The following is a 17552-nucleotide window of genomic DNA, read 5'->3' on the forward strand; positions in this document are numbered from 1 at the left end:
ATGTATACATTAGGAATCAACGCAGTCTTTCACGACACAGCGGCCTGCATTGTCAAAGACGGGCAATTGCTTGCAGCCGTGGAAGACGAGCGCTTCACACGCATCAAACACGGGAAACGACCTATACCGTTTTCCACCTATGAATTGCCATTTCATGCCATCGATTACTGCTTACAGGTGGCCGGAATCCATCTGAAGGATGTTGACCAAGTGGTATATTCGTTTGACCCCTATCTGCTCATCGATGAAAATCAGGCTGCCAGCCCAAACATCGCCATCCCGTTTCACTTAAAAGACTGGGAACCGGCTGATCCACAACCCTGGGAGGGCCTCTTCCTTTCGTCTATTATCAATGCACCAGCACAACTTGTAGATGGCTATCCTCACCATCTTCAGCGACGATTCAGGGAAGCCAGCCAAGCAGACTGGGACTGGCACTTCGTTGAACATCATCTTTCCCATGCAGCAAGCGCATACCTGCCGTCGCCTTTTGAAGATGCAGCGGTGATGGTATTGGATGGCCGCGGTGAAATCGCAACCACCTCCTATCACGTAGGGCAGCAGCAAAGTTTAACCCGGATTGGCCAGGTAAACTTACCGCACTCGCTGGGCCTGCTGTACGAAGAAGTGACCAGTTACCTCGGGTTCCTCCATTCCTCAGACGAGTACAAAGTAATGGCGTTGGCATCCTACGGCAAGCCTACTTATGCAAAAGACTTCCAGGACATGATTTACTTGAGCGAAAATGGCCAATACCGCATCCAACAGACGCAGCTTGAAGCGCGCTTCGGGCCTGCCCGGCTACGACATGCTGCCCTCACCAATCATCATTTCGATATTGCCCGTTCGCTTCAATACGTGCTGGAAGAAACGGTACTGGAATTGGCATTGTGGCTGCATAGCGAAACCAAACAACGCTACTTGACCATGGCTGGCGGTGTGGCGCTCAATTGCGTGCTCAATGCCCGTATCCGTGACGATGGCCCGTTCGAAAAGGTGTGGGTACAGCCTGCGGCAGGAGATTCGGGAACGGCCTTGGGCGCCGCACTTTGGGCAGATGCCAAGCTACGCGGCGAGCGCCAAAAAGCATTTATAATGAGCCACGCCTACTGGGGGCCGGCTTATGAGGATGATGTAATCGCCGATTTCTTGGAGAAAGCAAAAGTTCCGTACACGCGAATGGAGCGCGTTGCCGAGGAGACTGCCCAGCTATTGGCGGCCAATCGCATCGTTGGATGGTTTCAGGGCGCGATGGAATATGGACCAAGGGCGTTGGGCAGCCGCTCAATCCTGGCTTCACCGGTGCTCCCGGAAATGCAAGCCTGGCTCAATGAAGTGAAGGACCGTGAAGATTTCCGTCCGGTGGCGCCGGTCGTGACCGAAGAAGACGCTCCGTTGTGGTTTATGAATGCACAGCAATCGCCCTTCATGCTTTTCGTCAATCAAGTACCCCCCGCTAGGGCAGCCTTGATACCGGCGGTAAAACATGTGGATGGCACAGCTCGCATACAGACTGTAAATCGTGAACAAAACCCGCTGTATTATGATTTGCTGAGGGCTTTCGAGCAGATCACGGGGATTCCGGTGCTGATCAACACTTCGTTTAATACCGTAGGTCGGCCTATCGTCTGCAGCCCGCGGGATGCCTTGGAATGCTTCTGGACCTCGCCGTTTGACGTATTGATTATGGGATCGTTCTTAATTTCAAAACAATATGGAAACAAAGATATCAGTGGTCATTCCCACATACAAACGGCCTCGGCTTTTGGTTAGGTGCTTGGAGGCATTAGCACTTCAAACGTTGGATAAGACAATGTTTGAAGTGGTCATAGTAAGTGACGGCCCAGACCGGGCTACCGGAGAAGCCATTGCCCGATGGTATGCCACGCAGCCGGCCGTAAATCTCCGTTATCTATCGACGCCGGCAAAAAAAGGGCCTGCCGCGGCACGTAATGCCGGCTGGATGGCGGCAAAGCACACACTTATCGCCTTTACAGATGATGATTGCGTACCCGCACCAGGCTGGCTCCAGGCGTTCCGGTGCCACTACCATGGCGAGCCTCATGTGGCCATGACAGGCCGTGTACAAGTGCCACTATCGCCACGGCCGACGGACTTCGAATGGAATACGGCCCAATTGCAGACAGCAGAGTTCATCACGGCCAACTGTTGCTGTTCCAAAGCTGCATTGCTTAGCGTTGATGGCTTTGACGAAGCGTTCGGCATGGCATGGCGCGAGGATAGCGAACTGCAATTTAAATTGATTACGCAGGGCATTCCCATTGTACGCATCGACGAAGCCTGCGTGTGGCATCCGGTGCGCCCTGCTCCTTGGGGTGTGAGTCTCCGGGAGCAAAAAAAAGGGCTGTACAATGCCTTGCTTTATAAAAAGCATCCCCGCCTCTTCCGTGAAAAAATACAGCGGCGTCCGCTTTGGCATTATTATATCACGGTATTGCTGTTTGCAGCGATGTGCGCTGCATTGGTGTTCGATTGGAGACCGTGGTTTCAGCTGGCTTTGGCCGGCTGGTTGTTCTGCGTGGCTCTTTTTACTTGGAAGCGGTTGCGCAGGACCCGTAAATCGATAAGCCATATTGCCGAAATGGCGGTGACGTCCATGCTGATTCCGTTCGCGTCCGTCTACTGGCAATGGTATGGAGCGATCAAATACCGGGTATTGTTACTTTAACCGAGAGCTGACTATGCAATTCGAAGAAATCGCTAAAATAGCTGTCTTTAGAGCCTTACAATTGGGTGATCTGCTGTGTGCAATACCGGCTGTACGCGCCATGAGACGCCATTTCCCTCAAGCGACGATTACGCTGGTAGGACTTCCCTGGGCCAAGCAACTGGTTGAGCGCTTTCCGATGTATTTTGACGCAATGGAACCTTTTCCGGGCTACCCTGGGCTTCCCGAACAGCCTTATAGCGTACAGGACATGCCCCACTTTCTTGCCCGCATGCAGACCGAACGGTTTGACTTGGCACTGCAGATGCAGGGCGACGGTACGTTGGTCAATCCACTTATTGAGCTTTTCGGCGCTACGTATACCGCTGGATTTTATACGGAGGCAAGCTATCGTCCGCCCGGTGGACTATTTATCCCCTATCCTTCGCATGTGCACGAGGTATGCCGGCATCTACTATTAATGCAGCACCTTGGCATTCCGCACCAAGGGCTGGATTTGGAGTTTCCGCTTACGGACGAAGATTATGCGGACTTTGATGCACTTGGCCTGCCAATCCAACCGGGCGAATACGTATGCATCCATCCTGGAAGCAGGGCTGCGTGGAGGCAGTGGCCGCCCATGGCTTTTGCCTATATGGCCGATAGGTGCGCCGAACTTGGCTACGGTGTTGTCATTACCGGCACGACAGAAGAAATGCCTATTGTCAGTCAGGTTGTCCGATACATGCGCCACATACCGGTTGTGGCGGCGGGAAAAACATCTTTGGGTGCCGCGGCTGTACTTATCAAGCAGGCCAAAGCCATTCTGGCTAATTGTACAGGGACATCCCATTTGGCATCGGCATTGGGAACGCCAGGCGTCATCATCAGCATGGATGGCGAACCAAACCGGTGGCGGCCATTAAATAAATCTTCATTGGCTACCATCGACTGGATTCAAACCCCCGATTTGAAGTTGGTAGAAAAAGCACTAACAAGCAAGCTGGCCCTCCCCTTGTCTATTGAGCACCATATCGATAGCGTTTGAGATCGCTTCGGTGGCCGGTAGATCTATCTTTTCTTGATACAGCGAACGATCCACATGGCGGATCACTTCGTTCCGGCTCTGAAGGCTTTTGTCCGTAATACTGTAAGGAAAAAGCGTATGCGGACAACGCCACGGCGTATGCTGGGGATTAGTAAGTGCATACAAAACCACCAACGGCCTCCCGAAAGCTGCCGCCAAATGAATGGTCGCGGTATTGACGGATACGACCAGCGTTGCCTGCCGAATGACGGCCGCAAATTCGGCAATATCCAATAGCCCTCCCGCAGAAAACGTACCCGGCCCCGACGCCCGGCTCAGGCAGTCGGTCAATGCGCGCTCATCGGAATTGCCGGTAAACACAATTTGTTTTGCAGGATGAGCAGCAAGTACACGTTTCGTCAGCTCCATCCACCGATCGACGGGAAACGCCCGTTTAGGCTCGCTGACCCCGGCATGGAAAATAACAAACGGTTGCCGCGTGTCCACGCCGATGCGAGCCAGCTTTGCCATCGCTCGAATATGAGCTTCGGCAGGTACCGCGATGGTGATCCGATCATCATTGGTGTATGCCCCGATTTGTTCTACCAAATCCAAGTCACGTACAACCTGATGCCTGATATGGGAGTAAGGTTCGTCATCCGGAACCCAGCGTGTAAGCAAATCGTAAGGATTTTCGCGACAATACGCCAGGCGGCGCGGGATACCAGCCGCCCAGGCCAGCATAGCGGTGGGCAACGGATTTTGACTATATACGGTAAAAATCACGCAACCGTCAAAAGCAGCATTTTTGAGCCGAGAAACCATTTTGCTCAAATATGCCGGATGGATTGACGATGTGTGTTTTACCCATGGGAAGTTGGCCACCAGCGTTTCATCTACCTCGGGTAGCAATGCGGAGGCGGCTGCGCCTGCCTCAGACGTAAGCAACGTAATTTTGCATCCAAAACTACGTTTTATCGCGCGTATCGCCGGACTGCTCATCAGTACATCGCCAATATTGTCTGGGCGAATGATCAATAGGTTGGTACAACTATTCCAATTATCCATAATGACTATACAATGGCGCTGTTTACATGCGTGTGTTCATAAATCCGCCGTATCAACTGGGTGGTCGATCGGTTGGCCGTCAACGGAATCAACTGCACACGGCCACCCAGCGACGCTACCAATTTGGCTTCGGGCAACTCGGCCATCCGGTAGTCGCCCCCCTTGACGAAGATATCTGGCGCCAACACCTTAATGAGTGCCGAAGGTGTGTCATCTTGTCGATGGCCGAAGACCACCAGATGATCAATACATCCGAGCCCAGCCAAGACGGACAGCCTATCGGCGAGGCCGTTGATGGGCCTCTCTGGACCCTTTAGCCGCCGGATGCTCTCGTCATCATTGACTCCAACGACAAGTACGTCACCAAGCTTTTTCGCTTCCTTCAAGTAATTGACATGTCCACTATGCAGGATATCGAAACACCCGTTTGTAAATACAATACGGCGTCCCATGCTTTTATAATAGGCACGGATTTCTTCCAGGTGCCTCATTGATGTAACCAGCTTCTGTTCGTTGTCCAACTTGGCTAAGAGCTCCAAACGCGTGCATAGCGACGTTGCATCCTTTTCAATTGCCACCGTGGCTGCGGCAGTTGCCATGGTCGCCGTGCGCCTGGCATCGGCACCCGAAAGTAAGGCCAGGGTACAAGTACTGATAAACGTATCCCCCGCTCCGCATACATGTGGGGCAGCCACCGGGATTGCTCCGGCATGAAAAATCAATTTGCCCTTTTCAAACCATAAGGAGCCGTCTTTATCCAACGTCACTACCGACCACTGCGCGCCTGTTTTCTGATAGAGGGCGTCGCCACATTGCTCAAGCAAAGCCCTCCTGTCTTTGGTGCCAGCCTCGTGTCCAAGCAGGTGAACCGCTTCTTCATAATTAGGTTTCACCAAGGTCGGAGCCAACTCCTTGAAAAGCAAAAGCCGTTTTGAATCTACCGCGATAAATTTTGCCTGTTTGCGCTTCAATTGGATGAGGCTGTCTATTACGGCGTGGGTTACCACACCTTTGTTATAGTCGGCAACGATTACACCGTCACAGGCCTCAACATGCTGTTGTAGATATTGAATCAGCCGTTGAGCCGATTCCGCTGAAATCGTCGTATCGTCGCCCCGATCAAGCCGTACCAGTGGATGGCCATCGGCCAATATCCGGGTTTTGACCAACGTCGCGCGCCCCGCTTCCCGAATGAGAAAATCAGGCGAAAACCCGGCTTCAACAGCTAAATCACATGCCCGACCGGCCTCCATATCGTCGCCGATGACCGAACAAAAGACCACCTCAGCGCCAAGTGCGCGAAGGTTGGCGGCGACATTTGCGGCACCACCCAGTACCCATCTATCCGAATGGATATCAACTACCGGCACCGGAGCTTCGGGAGATAACCGCGTACTGCCCCCTTCGATGTATTCATCAATGATAAAATCACCTATTACTACGATCTTCTTTTGCTCAAACTGTGCGGTAAATTGCCAATTATACTTTTCCATGTGAGGTGCTTTTTATAATTAAGTTTGCGGCTTGCGTAAAACTATCAGCGATGTATGAAGGCCGCTGGTGTTCGTTCAACACATTCTTCCGCTCGCGCCGAAGCCCATCGATCAATACGGTTTTACAGCCTGCCCGGTTACCTGCTTCCACGTCATCGAGGATATCCCCTACCATCCAAGAGTCGCCGAGGCTGATGCCGTAGGTTGCCGCCGCCTGCAATAACATGCCGGGCATGGGCTTGCGGCAGCGGCATATACGCGTGTATGACTTGACGGTGCCTTCCGGATGATGTGGGCAATAATAAAAGCCTGACAATACCACGCCGCTGCTGCTGAGTAACTGCTGCAGTTTTTTCTCCACCCCCAGGAGTGCCTCCTCCCTGAAATAGCCCTTTGCTACGCCTGCCTGGTTGGTTACTACGAAAAACGAATAACCCAAAGTGCCGAGTTGCCGTAGGCCATCAGCCACACCCGCCAACAGTTCGATTTTAGCGGGGTCTGCGTTATAGGGGACGTCCCGGATCAGTGTGCCGTCCTTATCCAAAAATATCGCTTTTTTGCTTGGCATGATGATGTTTAAGTTTCCCATTTTGCTGGTGAGGCAGATCAATAGCCTGCACCAAAGATGAAGAGTGCCCGGTTGCCTCTTGCGAGGCGGCGTAATCGACCAACCGGTGCTCCACGATCGTGCAAAGCAGGTGAATGATATGGAGATGCAATTCCTGGATGCGTTGTGTGTTGCCGGAAGGCACGATGACATTGATATCTCCTTTTGCCGCGGCACGGCCGCCGTCATTGCCCAATAACGTCATGCATACCAGTCCCAATTGCCTGGCTTTATCCATAGCCTCCAGGATATTGGGGGAGTTGCCGCTGGTGCTTAGGCACAACAGGATATCACCTGGGCGACCATATGCTTCTACCTGCCGAGCAAAGACATCGTTGAAACCGATGTCATTGGACCAGGCCGTCAGCATGGCCATATCTGCCATCAAGGAAATAACCGGCAGCCCCACTCTGTTCGGCAGTTCAAACCGTCCAAGTAACTCGGCGGAAAAATGGAGACTCTCCGCTGCGCTGCCACCATTGCCGCAGACGAGCACCTTGCCTCCCTTGGCAAATGTCTTTGCCAGCACCCTTCCCGCCCGCAACACGTGATCGGTAAGACCATCGGCAGACAATCGGAAGAGGTCTGCTGCTTCTTGAAACGCCTGGGCAATGGTCTGCCTTTCATCATCCGCGGTTTCGAGCCGTTGGCTGGTCAGCTTGCGGTATACGTCGTCCATCTGCTGTGCTACCTTTTTCCATGTAAAGTATTCGTTTACGCGTTTTATCGCATTGTGTCGCATGTATATCCTTAAATCGTCATTCTTAAGCACCAACTCCAGTTTTCGGGCGAGTGCTCCCGGGTCTTTTGGCCGCACCAAAAATCCGGTTTTGCCATTGGCCACGCTATATTGGATTCCGCCTACCTTTGCACCAATCACGGGCGTGCCACACGCCATAGCTTCCAGGGGTGTGATGCCAAACGGTTCATACCAAGGGGTAGATACAAACACATCGGCCGCAGAATAAAAATACTTAAGCTGCTCTCTACTCTTCCGTCCTTCAAATATGATGGCGTCGGCTATCCCCAGCGAAGTAGCCATATCCATCAACCGCCGGTATTCGATGTCGGCATGAAGGTGCGGTTTTTCGTATTCGCCCCCCACAATGACCAACTGCGCATCTGTCGCTTCTTTGCGCAACTGCGCTAATGCCTGAATAACCGTATCAATGCCCTTACGTGGCACCATTCTACCCAGTTGCAGAATGATTTTGCGCGTGGGATGCAAGTCCAGTAGCATTCTTGCGTACGCCTTGTCGATGGGATGAAATTCGTGCGGACTGAAACCGCAGGGAATCATCGTTATTTTTTGAGGGTCGGCTTGGTATAATTGAATCAAATCCGACTCATCCTGTGGGCACTCAGCGATGATACCATCTGCGGCCTGCATGATCTGGGTTTCTATTTCACAACGCTCTTCGGGAAATCTGTCGGTTTCCCGTTGATGCATCAACCTTACTTTACCCAGGGCATGGAAGGTGACCACAAAGGGAATAGCATGACGCTCTTTGAGTTTCATGGCTACATAACCCGACATCCAGAAATTGGCATGCACCAGCGCATATTGCTTTGGCTGCCGCGCTATAAAGGCTTCCATGGATTGCGTAAACCTATCCATATATTGAAACAGTTCCTCTTTCGGCAAGGACTTAGCCGGGCCGGCTTCGATATGTATGATACGGACATCAGACAACCATTGCACCTCCATGGGCAACTTGGGATCGTCCCTGCGGGTAAAAACATCGATGGAATATCCAAGCGTAGCTAATTGCCGTGCCAGTTCGCCCACGTAAATATTCTGCCCTCCGCTATCGACACCGCCGATCGCCGCCAGCGGCGATGCGTGTTCACTAATTAATGCAATAGTCTTGTTCATGATTGTATGTGCTAGTAGCTATATGATGTTTTTGCCGTTGCTTGCCCCGCTATGGCCCGAAGAAACAGCGCCTCCCACTCGTGTACAAACCGTTGGATACTGAATTTCTCCAGCGCGTAGCGGCGGGCATTGGCACCCATGGTTTTTGCAACCTCCTTATTTTCCAGCAGAAACGTCATCCGATCGATCAACTGCGCTGGATTTAGATCAAGGAAGCCATTGTAACCATCCCGGATATGCCGCACCATCTCGGTGGTGGCCAGTCCGACAATGGGCATTCCGTATGTCATGGCCTCGCAGACTGCTAAACCCATGCTGGTATAGCGGATGGGGTTGAAAAAAAAACGGTACCGACCGGCAAAAGCAGGCAATTGGGGGTGCAATATTTCAGACAGTCCGTATGGCTCGGTGCCCATCCCGACCAGGTCGAGTGGCACGTACTTGCGCATTTCAAGGAAAAGATCAAATCCGAGCATACGCCCACGATCAGGCAGGTTGTTGATGACCACAAGACCGCGGTTAAGTTCGCCGCTGTACGTATACCCTTGATCAACAACCCCGTGCTCGATGACCTGTGCATCCGGCTGACCATTATCCCACATCAACTTATTGAAATGAGTCACATGAACCAGCATGACATCACTTCCGTAGGTGATATGTTTGGTGTCGGTGGGGTGCCCCCATGGCGGATCGTGCTGAAGGAAGATTTTCGGCAATGCCCGTTGGCGTGCAGATAGTACCTCATACTGGTCATTCTGGTAATTATTTGCCGTTTGAAACAGGATAAGATCGAAATCAAGCGATTGCAAGTCTTCTACATTTACTTCATGCACATTCGGACCAAATGGAAAGGTGGTGCCCCGTCCGTAATAACCCGGTGTGCGATCGCTGTTTACTGGAATGTAGAGGTCGTAGTTGCCCTGTGACAGGTAGTACAAGTAGCTTCCGTGTATATGCCATGTAAAAATGCGTAGTCGTCTATTGTTGCCGTTCATGCTGTCGCTGTTAATCGTATAGAAACACTTGTATGCAGAAACACTTGTATGTGACACCCGTCCAACACCGTACGGTATTGCATACATGATAAAAGCGAATCATATCCAATAGTATAATCGGTTCAAGCTATATACCACGGCACCTGAGCGCACCTAATTTTTCTGGCGAGCGCCGAACCACACCACTGTAAATCACTTATAACGTGCACCTTACAACCAACAACAATATACCTTTGTCCCGGATGGCCCCATTGGGATTATAAAATCATTTTGCTGAATAGTTTAGTCTGCCATTCTTCGATGTACTAAAAAGCAAACTTTTTGTCGGCTAACGGAAAGTATGTTAAAAAAACTAAAACCTTTCTAACGGTTGAAACGTATACCTCTACGATTAACATCGTGTTTATAAGTTTAAAGAACGAAGGTAAGATTATGGAAAATTCAGCAAAAATCATTTGGGCCTCGCCTCAAACACTCGCCCGTGACGGCATTATCGCACTTTTGGATCAAGAGCCCGATTTTACTTTTGCGGAAATTGTTTCCAAGCGGGAGGATATTATACCAGCGCTTTCAGCCAGGCCGGCAACAAACCTGTTGGTTGTTGACCACGTTTTTCTTGAAGAAGATCAGCGGTATTTAGCTACATTAAAAAAGATAGCTTCGCACATCAAAGTACTTGTGTTATCAGGTATTGAATATGACGAAGATATCCTGAGTTTGATGAAATCCGGGGCGGACGGCTACATTGTAAATGAAGCGAACAAGGATGAATTGGTCTTTGCCATCAAACACATCCTGGCTGGCAATACATACATTTGCACAGCCCTGTACCTCAAGGTACTGGAATCGATGGCGGCGACAGATTTCGGGAGGAAAGGACAAACCGTGGAGTTTTCTCCCCGGGAGGAGCAAATCCTCAAACTAATCTTAGAAGGGTATTCAAACCAAGAAATTGCCTACCAGTTATTTACCAATAAACGCACCATCCTGAAATACCGCGAAAGCCTACTTCAAAAAACAGGAGCTCCCGACATTGGCACGGTCATCCGCATCGCGCTTCAGCAGGGCGTGCTGAACTAATAAGGCTGTCTGAGGCAAATAAATGCAGTTGATCATGGAAAAATTGGACGACATCTTCGAAGTCAGCCTGGCAGGTGAACAGTTTGAAGGCAGGCAGTTGACGATAAGAGCCGAGCAAACCACCGATGGCGTGCCGGTCTACCACTGTTATGATGAAGGGGCTTCCATTGCGCAATTACGGCAGGAGACATCGGGCGAATGGACACAGCTTTGGGGTGATTTGCAACCGGATACCGTACAACAACTTGGCGAAGCCATAGCCAGTTATAACCACCAAGAATAAATTCCAGTTGAATTGGCTATGGGCACGATTCATATCGGCACCTCCGGTTGGCATTATAAACATTGGAAGGCCGTCTTTTATCCGGAAGGTTTGAAAGACGCTGACCAGCTCGCTTTTTATACCCAGTCGTTCGATACGGTAGAGGTAAATAATTCATTTTATAGGCTACCTATCGAACGAACATTCCGCCAATGGAAAGAAACCGTTCCTGATGGATTCCTTTTTGCTGTCAAAGCAAACCGTTACATTACGCACCTTAAAAAATTTCACGAAGTGAAAGCGTATACCGCTGGTTTTGTTGAGCGTGCATTAAATTTAGGCGAAAAGCTGGGGCCTATCCTGTTTCAATTGCCCCCTTTCCTGAAAGAAAATACTCGCTTGCTAACAAATTTCGTGGCGGAACTGCCCAAAGGGCCACGCTATACCTTTGAATTCAGGAATCCGAGCTGGTACCAGCAGCAGGTCTATGAAGTCTTGAAGGAGCACAATTGTGCTTTCTGTATCTATGAACTTGCCGGGCATTTATCCCCGCTCGAAATAACAGCTGATTTTGCATATGTCAGACTGCACGGGCCGGAGGGTAAATATCAGGGAACTTATACTGATGACAAACTCGCTTCATGGGCGGCCCAATGCAGGACATGGCTTGAAGCCGGTGTCGATGTCTTTTTTTACTTCGATAATGACCAGCACGCGTATGCACCAGCCAACGCAAAAACACTCCGAGAAATGACGGCTTGATTTAGTTGAAAAACTTCCACTGTAAATAAGCGCATAGCCCTTCCAATTCCGGAAAAATGCTAAAGGCGTCGACCCCCAAACTGTGCAAGTCATCCACGATGGCTTCTACGGCTGATTTGGGCACCTTGATCTTAGTCATTTTGGCCCGGTAATCTGCAATTTCTTCAAACCGATACCGATGTTTTAGCGCTTCGGTTGAATGTACGGAAAATACGCCCGATTGATTATTGATGCGTTGCTTGATAATACGCGGTCTGAACAATTTACTTTCCTTGATGTCAAACGGATGCTGGTCTTGCTCGTTCGGCAGAAAATCTTCGGCTTCAGCCGTGAAGACCCAGACGATGGCATGTGACCCGGCCGTCTGATCAGAAAGTGCCGAGCTTGCAGCAAACCACAGCGCTGCTAAGGCGTTGTTGGTCCAATCGAGAAACCGCGTAGGAAGGCCATAATGTTGTCCTAACGTCAGATAATCCCAATCATTTCTTACCTGAAACGGCTCTATCAGCAATGGGTTGGCACGTTTAAACTCATCGAGCATAGCCTGCTCCATCGCTAACAGGCTTCCCTCGCGCGGCTTCAACCTTAAAATCTTTGGAATAAGCGGCGTGTCGGTCGCTTGCCCCCGGTATAAAAAATCACGCTGCGTACCGGCGTCCAGGTGTTTCTGTTTTAAAGCCTTGATGCATAACATGTAGTCTGCCAACGTGGTTATCTCTTTTTCCATCTGGCGCTGTTGAATCGTTGTATCCTGCTTTTCCTAAAATACTGCCAAACAATTTGTGTCGGCCTTTCCGGAGAGGGTGCTCGTGTACGCTGCTTCGGACGGATTAAAATAGGGAATGAAAGTCAGCAGAAACAGACATCCATACCAAGAAAAAGGACACTTGCCGTTGGTGCTGCAGGACGGTTAAAGCACTGAACGGAAAAAAAACGGCCATCGATGGCATCAATGACCCCAGCAGCAACGATGCCCTCGATATCGGCATAAAAAATGAACTGCATTAGTCGAACCAAATGAATTAAACATCATGGCAAACAAAGCAAAAAACAATTCGAACATGCCCAACGCGCATCTGCACGAATTATTTGTAGACGAACTGAGAGATGTATTAAGTGCCGAGAAGCTTTTGCTTAAAGGGTTAAAGACCATGTCCGGAAAAGCAAATAGCGAAGGCTTGAAAACTGCGTTCGAAGAGCACTACGCCCAGACGGAACAGCATATTGAACGGCTAAAAAAAGTTTTCGCTTCAATAAACCTTTCACCACGAGCAAAAAAATGCAAGGCTATGGAAAGCCTATTGGAAGAAGCTGAAGAAATTATCGAAAACTTCGAGGACGCCCAAGTGCTGGATGCTGCACTGATTGCAGCTGCCCAGAAAGCAGAGCATTATGAAATTGCCAGTTATGGATGCTTGGTCACTTATGCCAATCTAATGGACCACCAAGAGGCTGCCGATCTGCTTAACCAAACGTTGGAAGAAGAGAAAGATACCGATGCAAAGCTCACGGAAATTGCCATGGAAGAAGCAAATGTGACGCAGTGATGCGCCGATAGCAAAAAAACACATGTTCCCTGCCCCCTTTGCGTCATCCCCATGGCTAACACACAAGAAACACCATATTCGCAAAGCGGGGCTCTTTTCTTTTTCTTAGCCTAACCGCAGCTTCACTTCTCCAAGAAAGGTCTTGATATCAAATGGTTTACTGATGAATCCATTGGCCTTTTCGGCTCGGTGATCGTGCTGGTAATCATCATATGCAGACATCAGTAAAATAGGTATCTGGCTGGTTGCCTCATCGGTTTTCCATGCTTCGCAAATATCCAAGCCATTACCATCTGGCAGCATGACGTCAATGATCAGCAAATCCGGCGACTGCTGCCCTGCATGCTGTTTAAACGATGCGATGTTGCTAAACACGGCAACATCGTATCCTTGTTCCGTCAATAAGAATACGATAAGCTCGCCAATATCGATATCGTCCTCTAAGACATGGACTGCTTTTTTCATGCCTCGCAAGTTAGAAAAATTGGCTATTAATTACAAGTTAATCGAATTTATTGACCTCTGGGTATGGAAAAATAAAAGGTTGATCCTTTCCCCAATTCGCTGTTTACGCCGATATGGCCACCGTGGCGCTCAATAATTTCTTTACTTAAATATAACCCAAGTCCAAGGCCAGTCATCTTGGAGGTGCCCTCTACTTGGTAAAAACGGGTAAACACCTTTTCCTGTTGATCCCGGCTCATCCCCATCCCTTCATCCTTGACCTGTACACTCACTTCATGTACAGACGATTCGAGCGCCACATAGACGTTGTTTGCATCAGGAGAGTATTTTATGGCATTGGTGATGAGGTTGATGATCACCTGTTCCATGCGCTGCCGATCAGCGACTACCGTATAGTCTCCACGGACATTATTGACAAAGATTGTATGTGTTTGGCTGCTGAAATGGAAGGTTTCGACTACATCAAGAACCATCTCGCTCATATCGAAACGCTCAAAATGAAAACTTAATTTGCCCGCCTCGATTTTAGAGATATCCAGTAGTTCGGCGATAAGCGCATTTATACGTTCCAGTTGCTTCAGCGCTTTCGTGAGAAAGCGACGTCCAACTTGGTCGATTTCGGACCTTTCAAGAATTTGGAGGTACCCTTTAATCGTCGTCAATGGCGTTTTGAGTTCATGGCTTGCCAATGCGATAAACTCATTCTTTTTAAGATTCAGTGCATTTACTTCTTCCAACAAACGGGCGTTGTCCAGTGTCACGGCAACCAACAAAGCGATGCTCCGCATCATGTCTTCGTCTGCGGTCTTAAACACGTCGGATTGTGCATAACCGAAAAACATGGCCCCAATCAGTAGTTTGTCGCCAGATCGGATAGGGATGGCTAAGCAATGCCGTATACGGGGAGCCTTGGCCCCTTCTTTTGTGTCAAAAAGAGACAGCACATGTGCCGCCTCACACACATCATCAAACTTTACAACATCTTCGCCTGCAAATATGGCGTGAATAATCCCTTCGTCTAAGTGGAGGTTGTAATATTCGTTGTTATTTCCATGTGCAGCCACGGCTACTGACAAGCTTGTATGCCCCTGGTCGTCCGAAATCCGGTAAAAGCAAAGCCCCACATCTGCGGAAGCGAGGTGTGTCGTCGAGTCGATCACCGTCTGGATGATGGAATGCGTGTCGAGCTTTTCGGAAATCACCTTGCCGATAGCGTGAAGCGTTTCCAGTTTTTGCGCGTGGAACTGAATGGTCTGTTCCCGTTGGATTTTATCAGAAATATCTCTTGCTATTTTTGATGCTCCGATAATTTGACCTTGCTTGTTACGCATTGGGGATATGGTGAGCGAGATGGGGATTTCTTTGCCCGATTTGGTCACCCGGATGGTTTGGTAATGGTCTACCTTCCGCCCCTCGCGGATCTCCCGTATAATGGTTTCTTCTTCGCTACGGAGATAGGTTGGGATAAGCGTGTAAATCGATTTACCGATAATCTCATGCTCACTGTAGCCAAAAATACGTTCCGCTCCTGCATTCCAGCTGAGGATTGTGCCATCAAGTTTTTTGCTGATAATGGCATCGTCAGATGACTGTACAATTTCGGAGAGGGCGGCCTGCCTTTCCTCATATTGCTTGTAATGCGTAATATCCACTAAGGTGGTACATACACCGATACACGCTCCCGCCGCAGTATGGATAGGCTTCGGGAAAACCAGCACAATCCGTTGTGTGCCGTCTGAACGCTGGATGACTATCTCTTCACCGGATACTCCCTCCTGCCCAATCACTGCCCGGGCCATGGGAGATTTTTCTAAGGGCATCGGGCGTCCGTCAACAGATGAGATCGCAAACGCCCCCGACCATTTCTCTTTACCAATCTCAGGTTCGCGCCCCCAAAGCGCTATCGCCGCATCGTTAACCACTGTTACAAATCCTTCGACATTACAGATATAACTTGCTATTGGGGAGGCAAAAAACAAATCCCTGAACACAACATTATCAACTTCGCTATACACTTTTTTCATCCAGACAGGTAGTTTACACAATGAATAGTCCGCCAGTATTTTGGACTTACCTTGCGTTATCAACAAAAATACAATTGTTTTGACACATCTCAATATTTTAGCCGATTAATTATGCATCAAATCAGGATGGCCACCGGGTGCCAGTGGCTTTGAGTTTCTGGAAAGCGATAGGAAAAGGTCTCGATTAGTTGTTGCTAAGCAAACTGATGGCCTTTATACAACTGTTTATACTGGCGGTAAAATGTCGATAACTCCGCTTTTTGGCTGACAATTAGTTTTCTCGCCGTGGGGAATAGCCCCTCTTGTCGTTCTGCGTATTGGTAAGCTTTGAGCAATGCTCGCTCGCCTGTATTGAAAAATTCATAAATGGACAACGAATTGCCGTTCTTGGCGAACGTGGCTTTGACAACATTCCAAGCCCTGAGGATCGTCCCCGACGGTTTACCTTTTGCCGGAAGGTCATGTGCCAGCGCCACGAATTCCAGCTCCAGATCTTCCTGCAAACGTTGCCCCTGCGCGATAATCTGCTCAAAAACCCTATTCAACTCATCGTCCGCCCTGTCTGCTGGCCCTTCGAGTACCGCTTGGTAACTCCAAATGCGCTGCCCATTCACTTCTATCAGATCATTGAGCACTTCCAGTGTTTTTGTTAGCTGATCCATATCGCAGCGGCATACGTTTTATATTCAGGAAACAGCGGCCAGCGGCTGTTCCACAGGTTGTCCTTGAAGCCTTCCAAAATGTGCGATCCAATCGCGCGCGGCGATGACCTCTCGTTTTTGCCTATTGATGACTAACCTTAAAGCAGGTTGCAACCCGTCTGTGCCTTCAACGCTATGGTACGCTATGAGCAATGCATTCTCTCCAGACTTACACTTATCTAATGAATAACTCGGCATTTTGCTGGAAAAAACCGCTTTCACCACTGACCATGCCAGACCGAATCTACCGCCGACCACAAGCTGCGTCTCAGGTAATCCCCAATTGGCACCGATGTCGAGCAACTCCTGCCGCATGTTGATACTTTGCTTAATAAAGGCCTCAAAAAGAGTCGTCAAATGTTGTTCGTCTGGTGTAAGTCTATTAAGCAGGGCTTCATAACCATTGATTCGTTCGCTATGGAATGCCACCAAATCCCGGAGGCATTCCACTGTTGTTTTTAGGTTTTCCATGTACGTGTTGATTATTTATTTTATGCAATATCACTCGACCTTCTCCCGGTCTCTCAATTGCTTGATTTGATCATGCGACGCCAGCAACTGCGTTTTCTGGCTGGAGATTAGCGCCTTTGCTGCAGTGGATATTCCTTCTTCCTCTTCTGCCTGCCGATAAGCCTTTTGCGCTGCATCCTCGCCGTACTCACAGCTTTCCAACACGGCCAACCGGTCATCTACGGCAAACACCTGTTTGACATCCATCCATGCACGGTAAATTTTGCCGGATGCGGTAGTTTGGTCATCCACCCGATTTTCCCACGCACTGATATGCTGCTGCAGCTCGGTTTTGAGCCGTTCGCTTTGCTCGATGAGACTGCTAAACAACGCCTTAAGATCCACATCGGCAACTGGCAATTCAGCGATAGCCTTTTCGTAGCCGGCTATCCGATCATTGTTTATTTTAATTAGATCATTAAGTACTTCTGCCGTTTTTTTCAAATCTTCCATTTTTTACGCTCCTT

18 protein-coding genes are annotated in these 17552 nt (G+C 49.5%); 7 read left to right on the plus strand and 11 right to left on the minus strand.

All coding sequences use genetic code 11. From position 1 onward, the window contains the following. Genes JHJ32_RS16290 through JHJ32_RS16300 form a run of 3 tightly spaced genes read left to right on the plus strand, consistent with a single transcriptional unit; the run spans window position 1 to window position 3716 of the window. A complete protein-coding gene (locus JHJ32_RS16290; protein WP_200121667.1) occupies window positions 1-1773 on the plus strand; it encodes a carbamoyltransferase N-terminal domain-containing protein in 1773 nt (590 codons plus the stop codon). After that, window positions 1715-2689, plus strand: a complete 975-nt coding sequence (locus JHJ32_RS16295; protein ID WP_200121668.1) for a glycosyltransferase family 2 protein — start codon at window positions 1715-1717, stop codon at window positions 2687-2689. The genes JHJ32_RS16290 and JHJ32_RS16295 overlap by 59 nt, the downstream gene beginning before the upstream one ends. A 13-nt stretch (window positions 2690-2702) precedes the next feature. Beyond that, window positions 2703-3716, plus strand: coding sequence for a glycosyltransferase family 9 protein (locus JHJ32_RS16300; RefSeq protein ID WP_079718181.1), 1014 nt, complete (start codon window positions 2703-2705; stop codon window positions 3714-3716). Here the strand turns inward: JHJ32_RS16300 and JHJ32_RS16305 are convergent. From JHJ32_RS16305 to JHJ32_RS16325, 5 genes are read right to left on the minus strand one after another with little or no spacing between them, the layout of a single operon-like run. Next, window positions 3660-4763, minus strand: a complete 1104-nt coding sequence (locus JHJ32_RS16305) for a glycosyltransferase family 9 protein (RefSeq protein ID WP_200121669.1) — start codon at window positions 4761-4763, stop codon at window positions 3660-3662. The genes JHJ32_RS16300 and JHJ32_RS16305 overlap by 57 nt on opposite strands. A 5-nt stretch (window positions 4764-4768) precedes the next feature. Then, entirely contained in the window at window positions 4769-6256 is a 1488-nt protein-coding gene (rfaE2, locus tag JHJ32_RS16310) for a D-glycero-beta-D-manno-heptose 1-phosphate adenylyltransferase (protein ID WP_200121670.1), read from the minus strand. Continuing rightward, window positions 6243-6824 (minus strand): HAD-IIIA family hydrolase, encoded by a 582-nt coding sequence (locus tag JHJ32_RS16315; RefSeq protein WP_200121671.1) that lies wholly within the window; start codon window positions 6822-6824, stop codon window positions 6243-6245. The genes rfaE2 and JHJ32_RS16315 overlap by 14 nt, the downstream gene beginning before the upstream one ends. Further along, window positions 6793-8739: a glycosyltransferase gene (locus tag JHJ32_RS16320; RefSeq protein WP_200121672.1), complete on the minus strand. Its 1947-nt coding sequence runs from the start codon at window positions 8737-8739 to the stop codon at window positions 6793-6795. The genes JHJ32_RS16315 and JHJ32_RS16320 overlap by 32 nt, the downstream gene beginning before the upstream one ends. Window positions 8740-8750: 11 nt before the next feature. Continuing rightward, window positions 8751-9734, minus strand: a complete 984-nt coding sequence (locus JHJ32_RS16325) for a glycosyltransferase family 4 protein (protein WP_200121673.1) — start codon at window positions 9732-9734, stop codon at window positions 8751-8753. A gap of 432 nt (window positions 9735-10166) precedes the next feature. Between JHJ32_RS16325 and JHJ32_RS16330 the strand changes: the two genes are divergently transcribed. Genes JHJ32_RS16330 through JHJ32_RS16340 form a run of 3 tightly spaced genes read left to right on the plus strand, consistent with a single transcriptional unit; the run spans window position 10167 to window position 11838 of the window. Beyond that, window positions 10167-10814, plus strand: coding sequence for a response regulator transcription factor (locus JHJ32_RS16330; RefSeq protein ID WP_079718185.1), 648 nt, complete (start codon window positions 10167-10169; stop codon window positions 10812-10814). Between the two features lie 34 nt (window positions 10815-10848). Next, window positions 10849-11097, plus strand: a complete 249-nt coding sequence (locus JHJ32_RS16335) for a hypothetical protein (RefSeq protein ID WP_200121674.1) — start codon at window positions 10849-10851, stop codon at window positions 11095-11097. 18 nt (window positions 11098-11115) lie between these two features. Next, the gene (locus tag JHJ32_RS16340; protein WP_079718187.1) at window positions 11116-11838 is read left to right on the plus strand and encodes a DUF72 domain-containing protein; all 723 of its coding nucleotides are present in this window, start codon (window positions 11116-11118) and stop codon (window positions 11836-11838) included. Window position 11839: 1 nt separating this feature from the next. On the opposite strand, the gene JHJ32_RS16345 is transcribed toward JHJ32_RS16340, so the two are convergent. Beyond that, a complete protein-coding gene (locus JHJ32_RS16345) occupies window positions 11840-12565 on the minus strand; it encodes an FRG domain-containing protein (RefSeq protein WP_200121675.1) in 726 nt (241 codons plus the stop codon). 304 nt (window positions 12566-12869) lie between these two features. Between JHJ32_RS16345 and JHJ32_RS16350 the strand changes: the two genes are divergently transcribed. Next, complete coding sequence (locus JHJ32_RS16350; RefSeq protein ID WP_079718189.1) at window positions 12870-13385, plus strand: ferritin-like domain-containing protein; 516 nt, start codon at window positions 12870-12872, stop codon at window positions 13383-13385. Between the two features lie 105 nt (window positions 13386-13490). Here JHJ32_RS16350 and JHJ32_RS16355 read toward each other — a convergent pair whose 3' ends face one another. From JHJ32_RS16355 to JHJ32_RS16375, 5 genes are all read right to left on the minus strand, one after another. After that, a complete protein-coding gene (locus tag JHJ32_RS16355) occupies window positions 13491-13850 on the minus strand; it encodes a PleD family two-component system response regulator (RefSeq protein ID WP_200121676.1) in 360 nt (119 codons plus the stop codon). A gap of 47 nt (window positions 13851-13897) precedes the next feature. Continuing rightward, window positions 13898-15874, minus strand: a complete 1977-nt coding sequence (locus JHJ32_RS16360; RefSeq protein WP_200121677.1) for a PAS domain S-box protein — start codon at window positions 15872-15874, stop codon at window positions 13898-13900. A 194-nt stretch (window positions 15875-16068) separates the two neighbouring features. Continuing rightward, entirely contained in the window at window positions 16069-16536 is a 468-nt protein-coding gene (locus tag JHJ32_RS16365) for a DUF2383 domain-containing protein (RefSeq protein ID WP_079718192.1), read from the minus strand. A gap of 24 nt (window positions 16537-16560) precedes the next feature. Next, a complete protein-coding gene (locus JHJ32_RS16370; RefSeq protein ID WP_079718193.1) occupies window positions 16561-17046 on the minus strand; it encodes a hypothetical protein in 486 nt (161 codons plus the stop codon). Between the two features lie 30 nt (window positions 17047-17076). Then, the gene (locus JHJ32_RS16375) at window positions 17077-17538 is read right to left on the minus strand and encodes a PA2169 family four-helix-bundle protein (protein ID WP_079718194.1); all 462 of its coding nucleotides are present in this window, start codon (window positions 17536-17538) and stop codon (window positions 17077-17079) included. Between the last annotated feature and the right edge of the window lie 14 nt (window positions 17539-17552).

Source organism: Parapedobacter sp. ISTM3 (assembly GCF_016533505.1).
GTDB classification, from domain to species: Bacteria; Bacteroidota; Bacteroidia; order Sphingobacteriales; family Sphingobacteriaceae; genus Parapedobacter; species Parapedobacter luteus.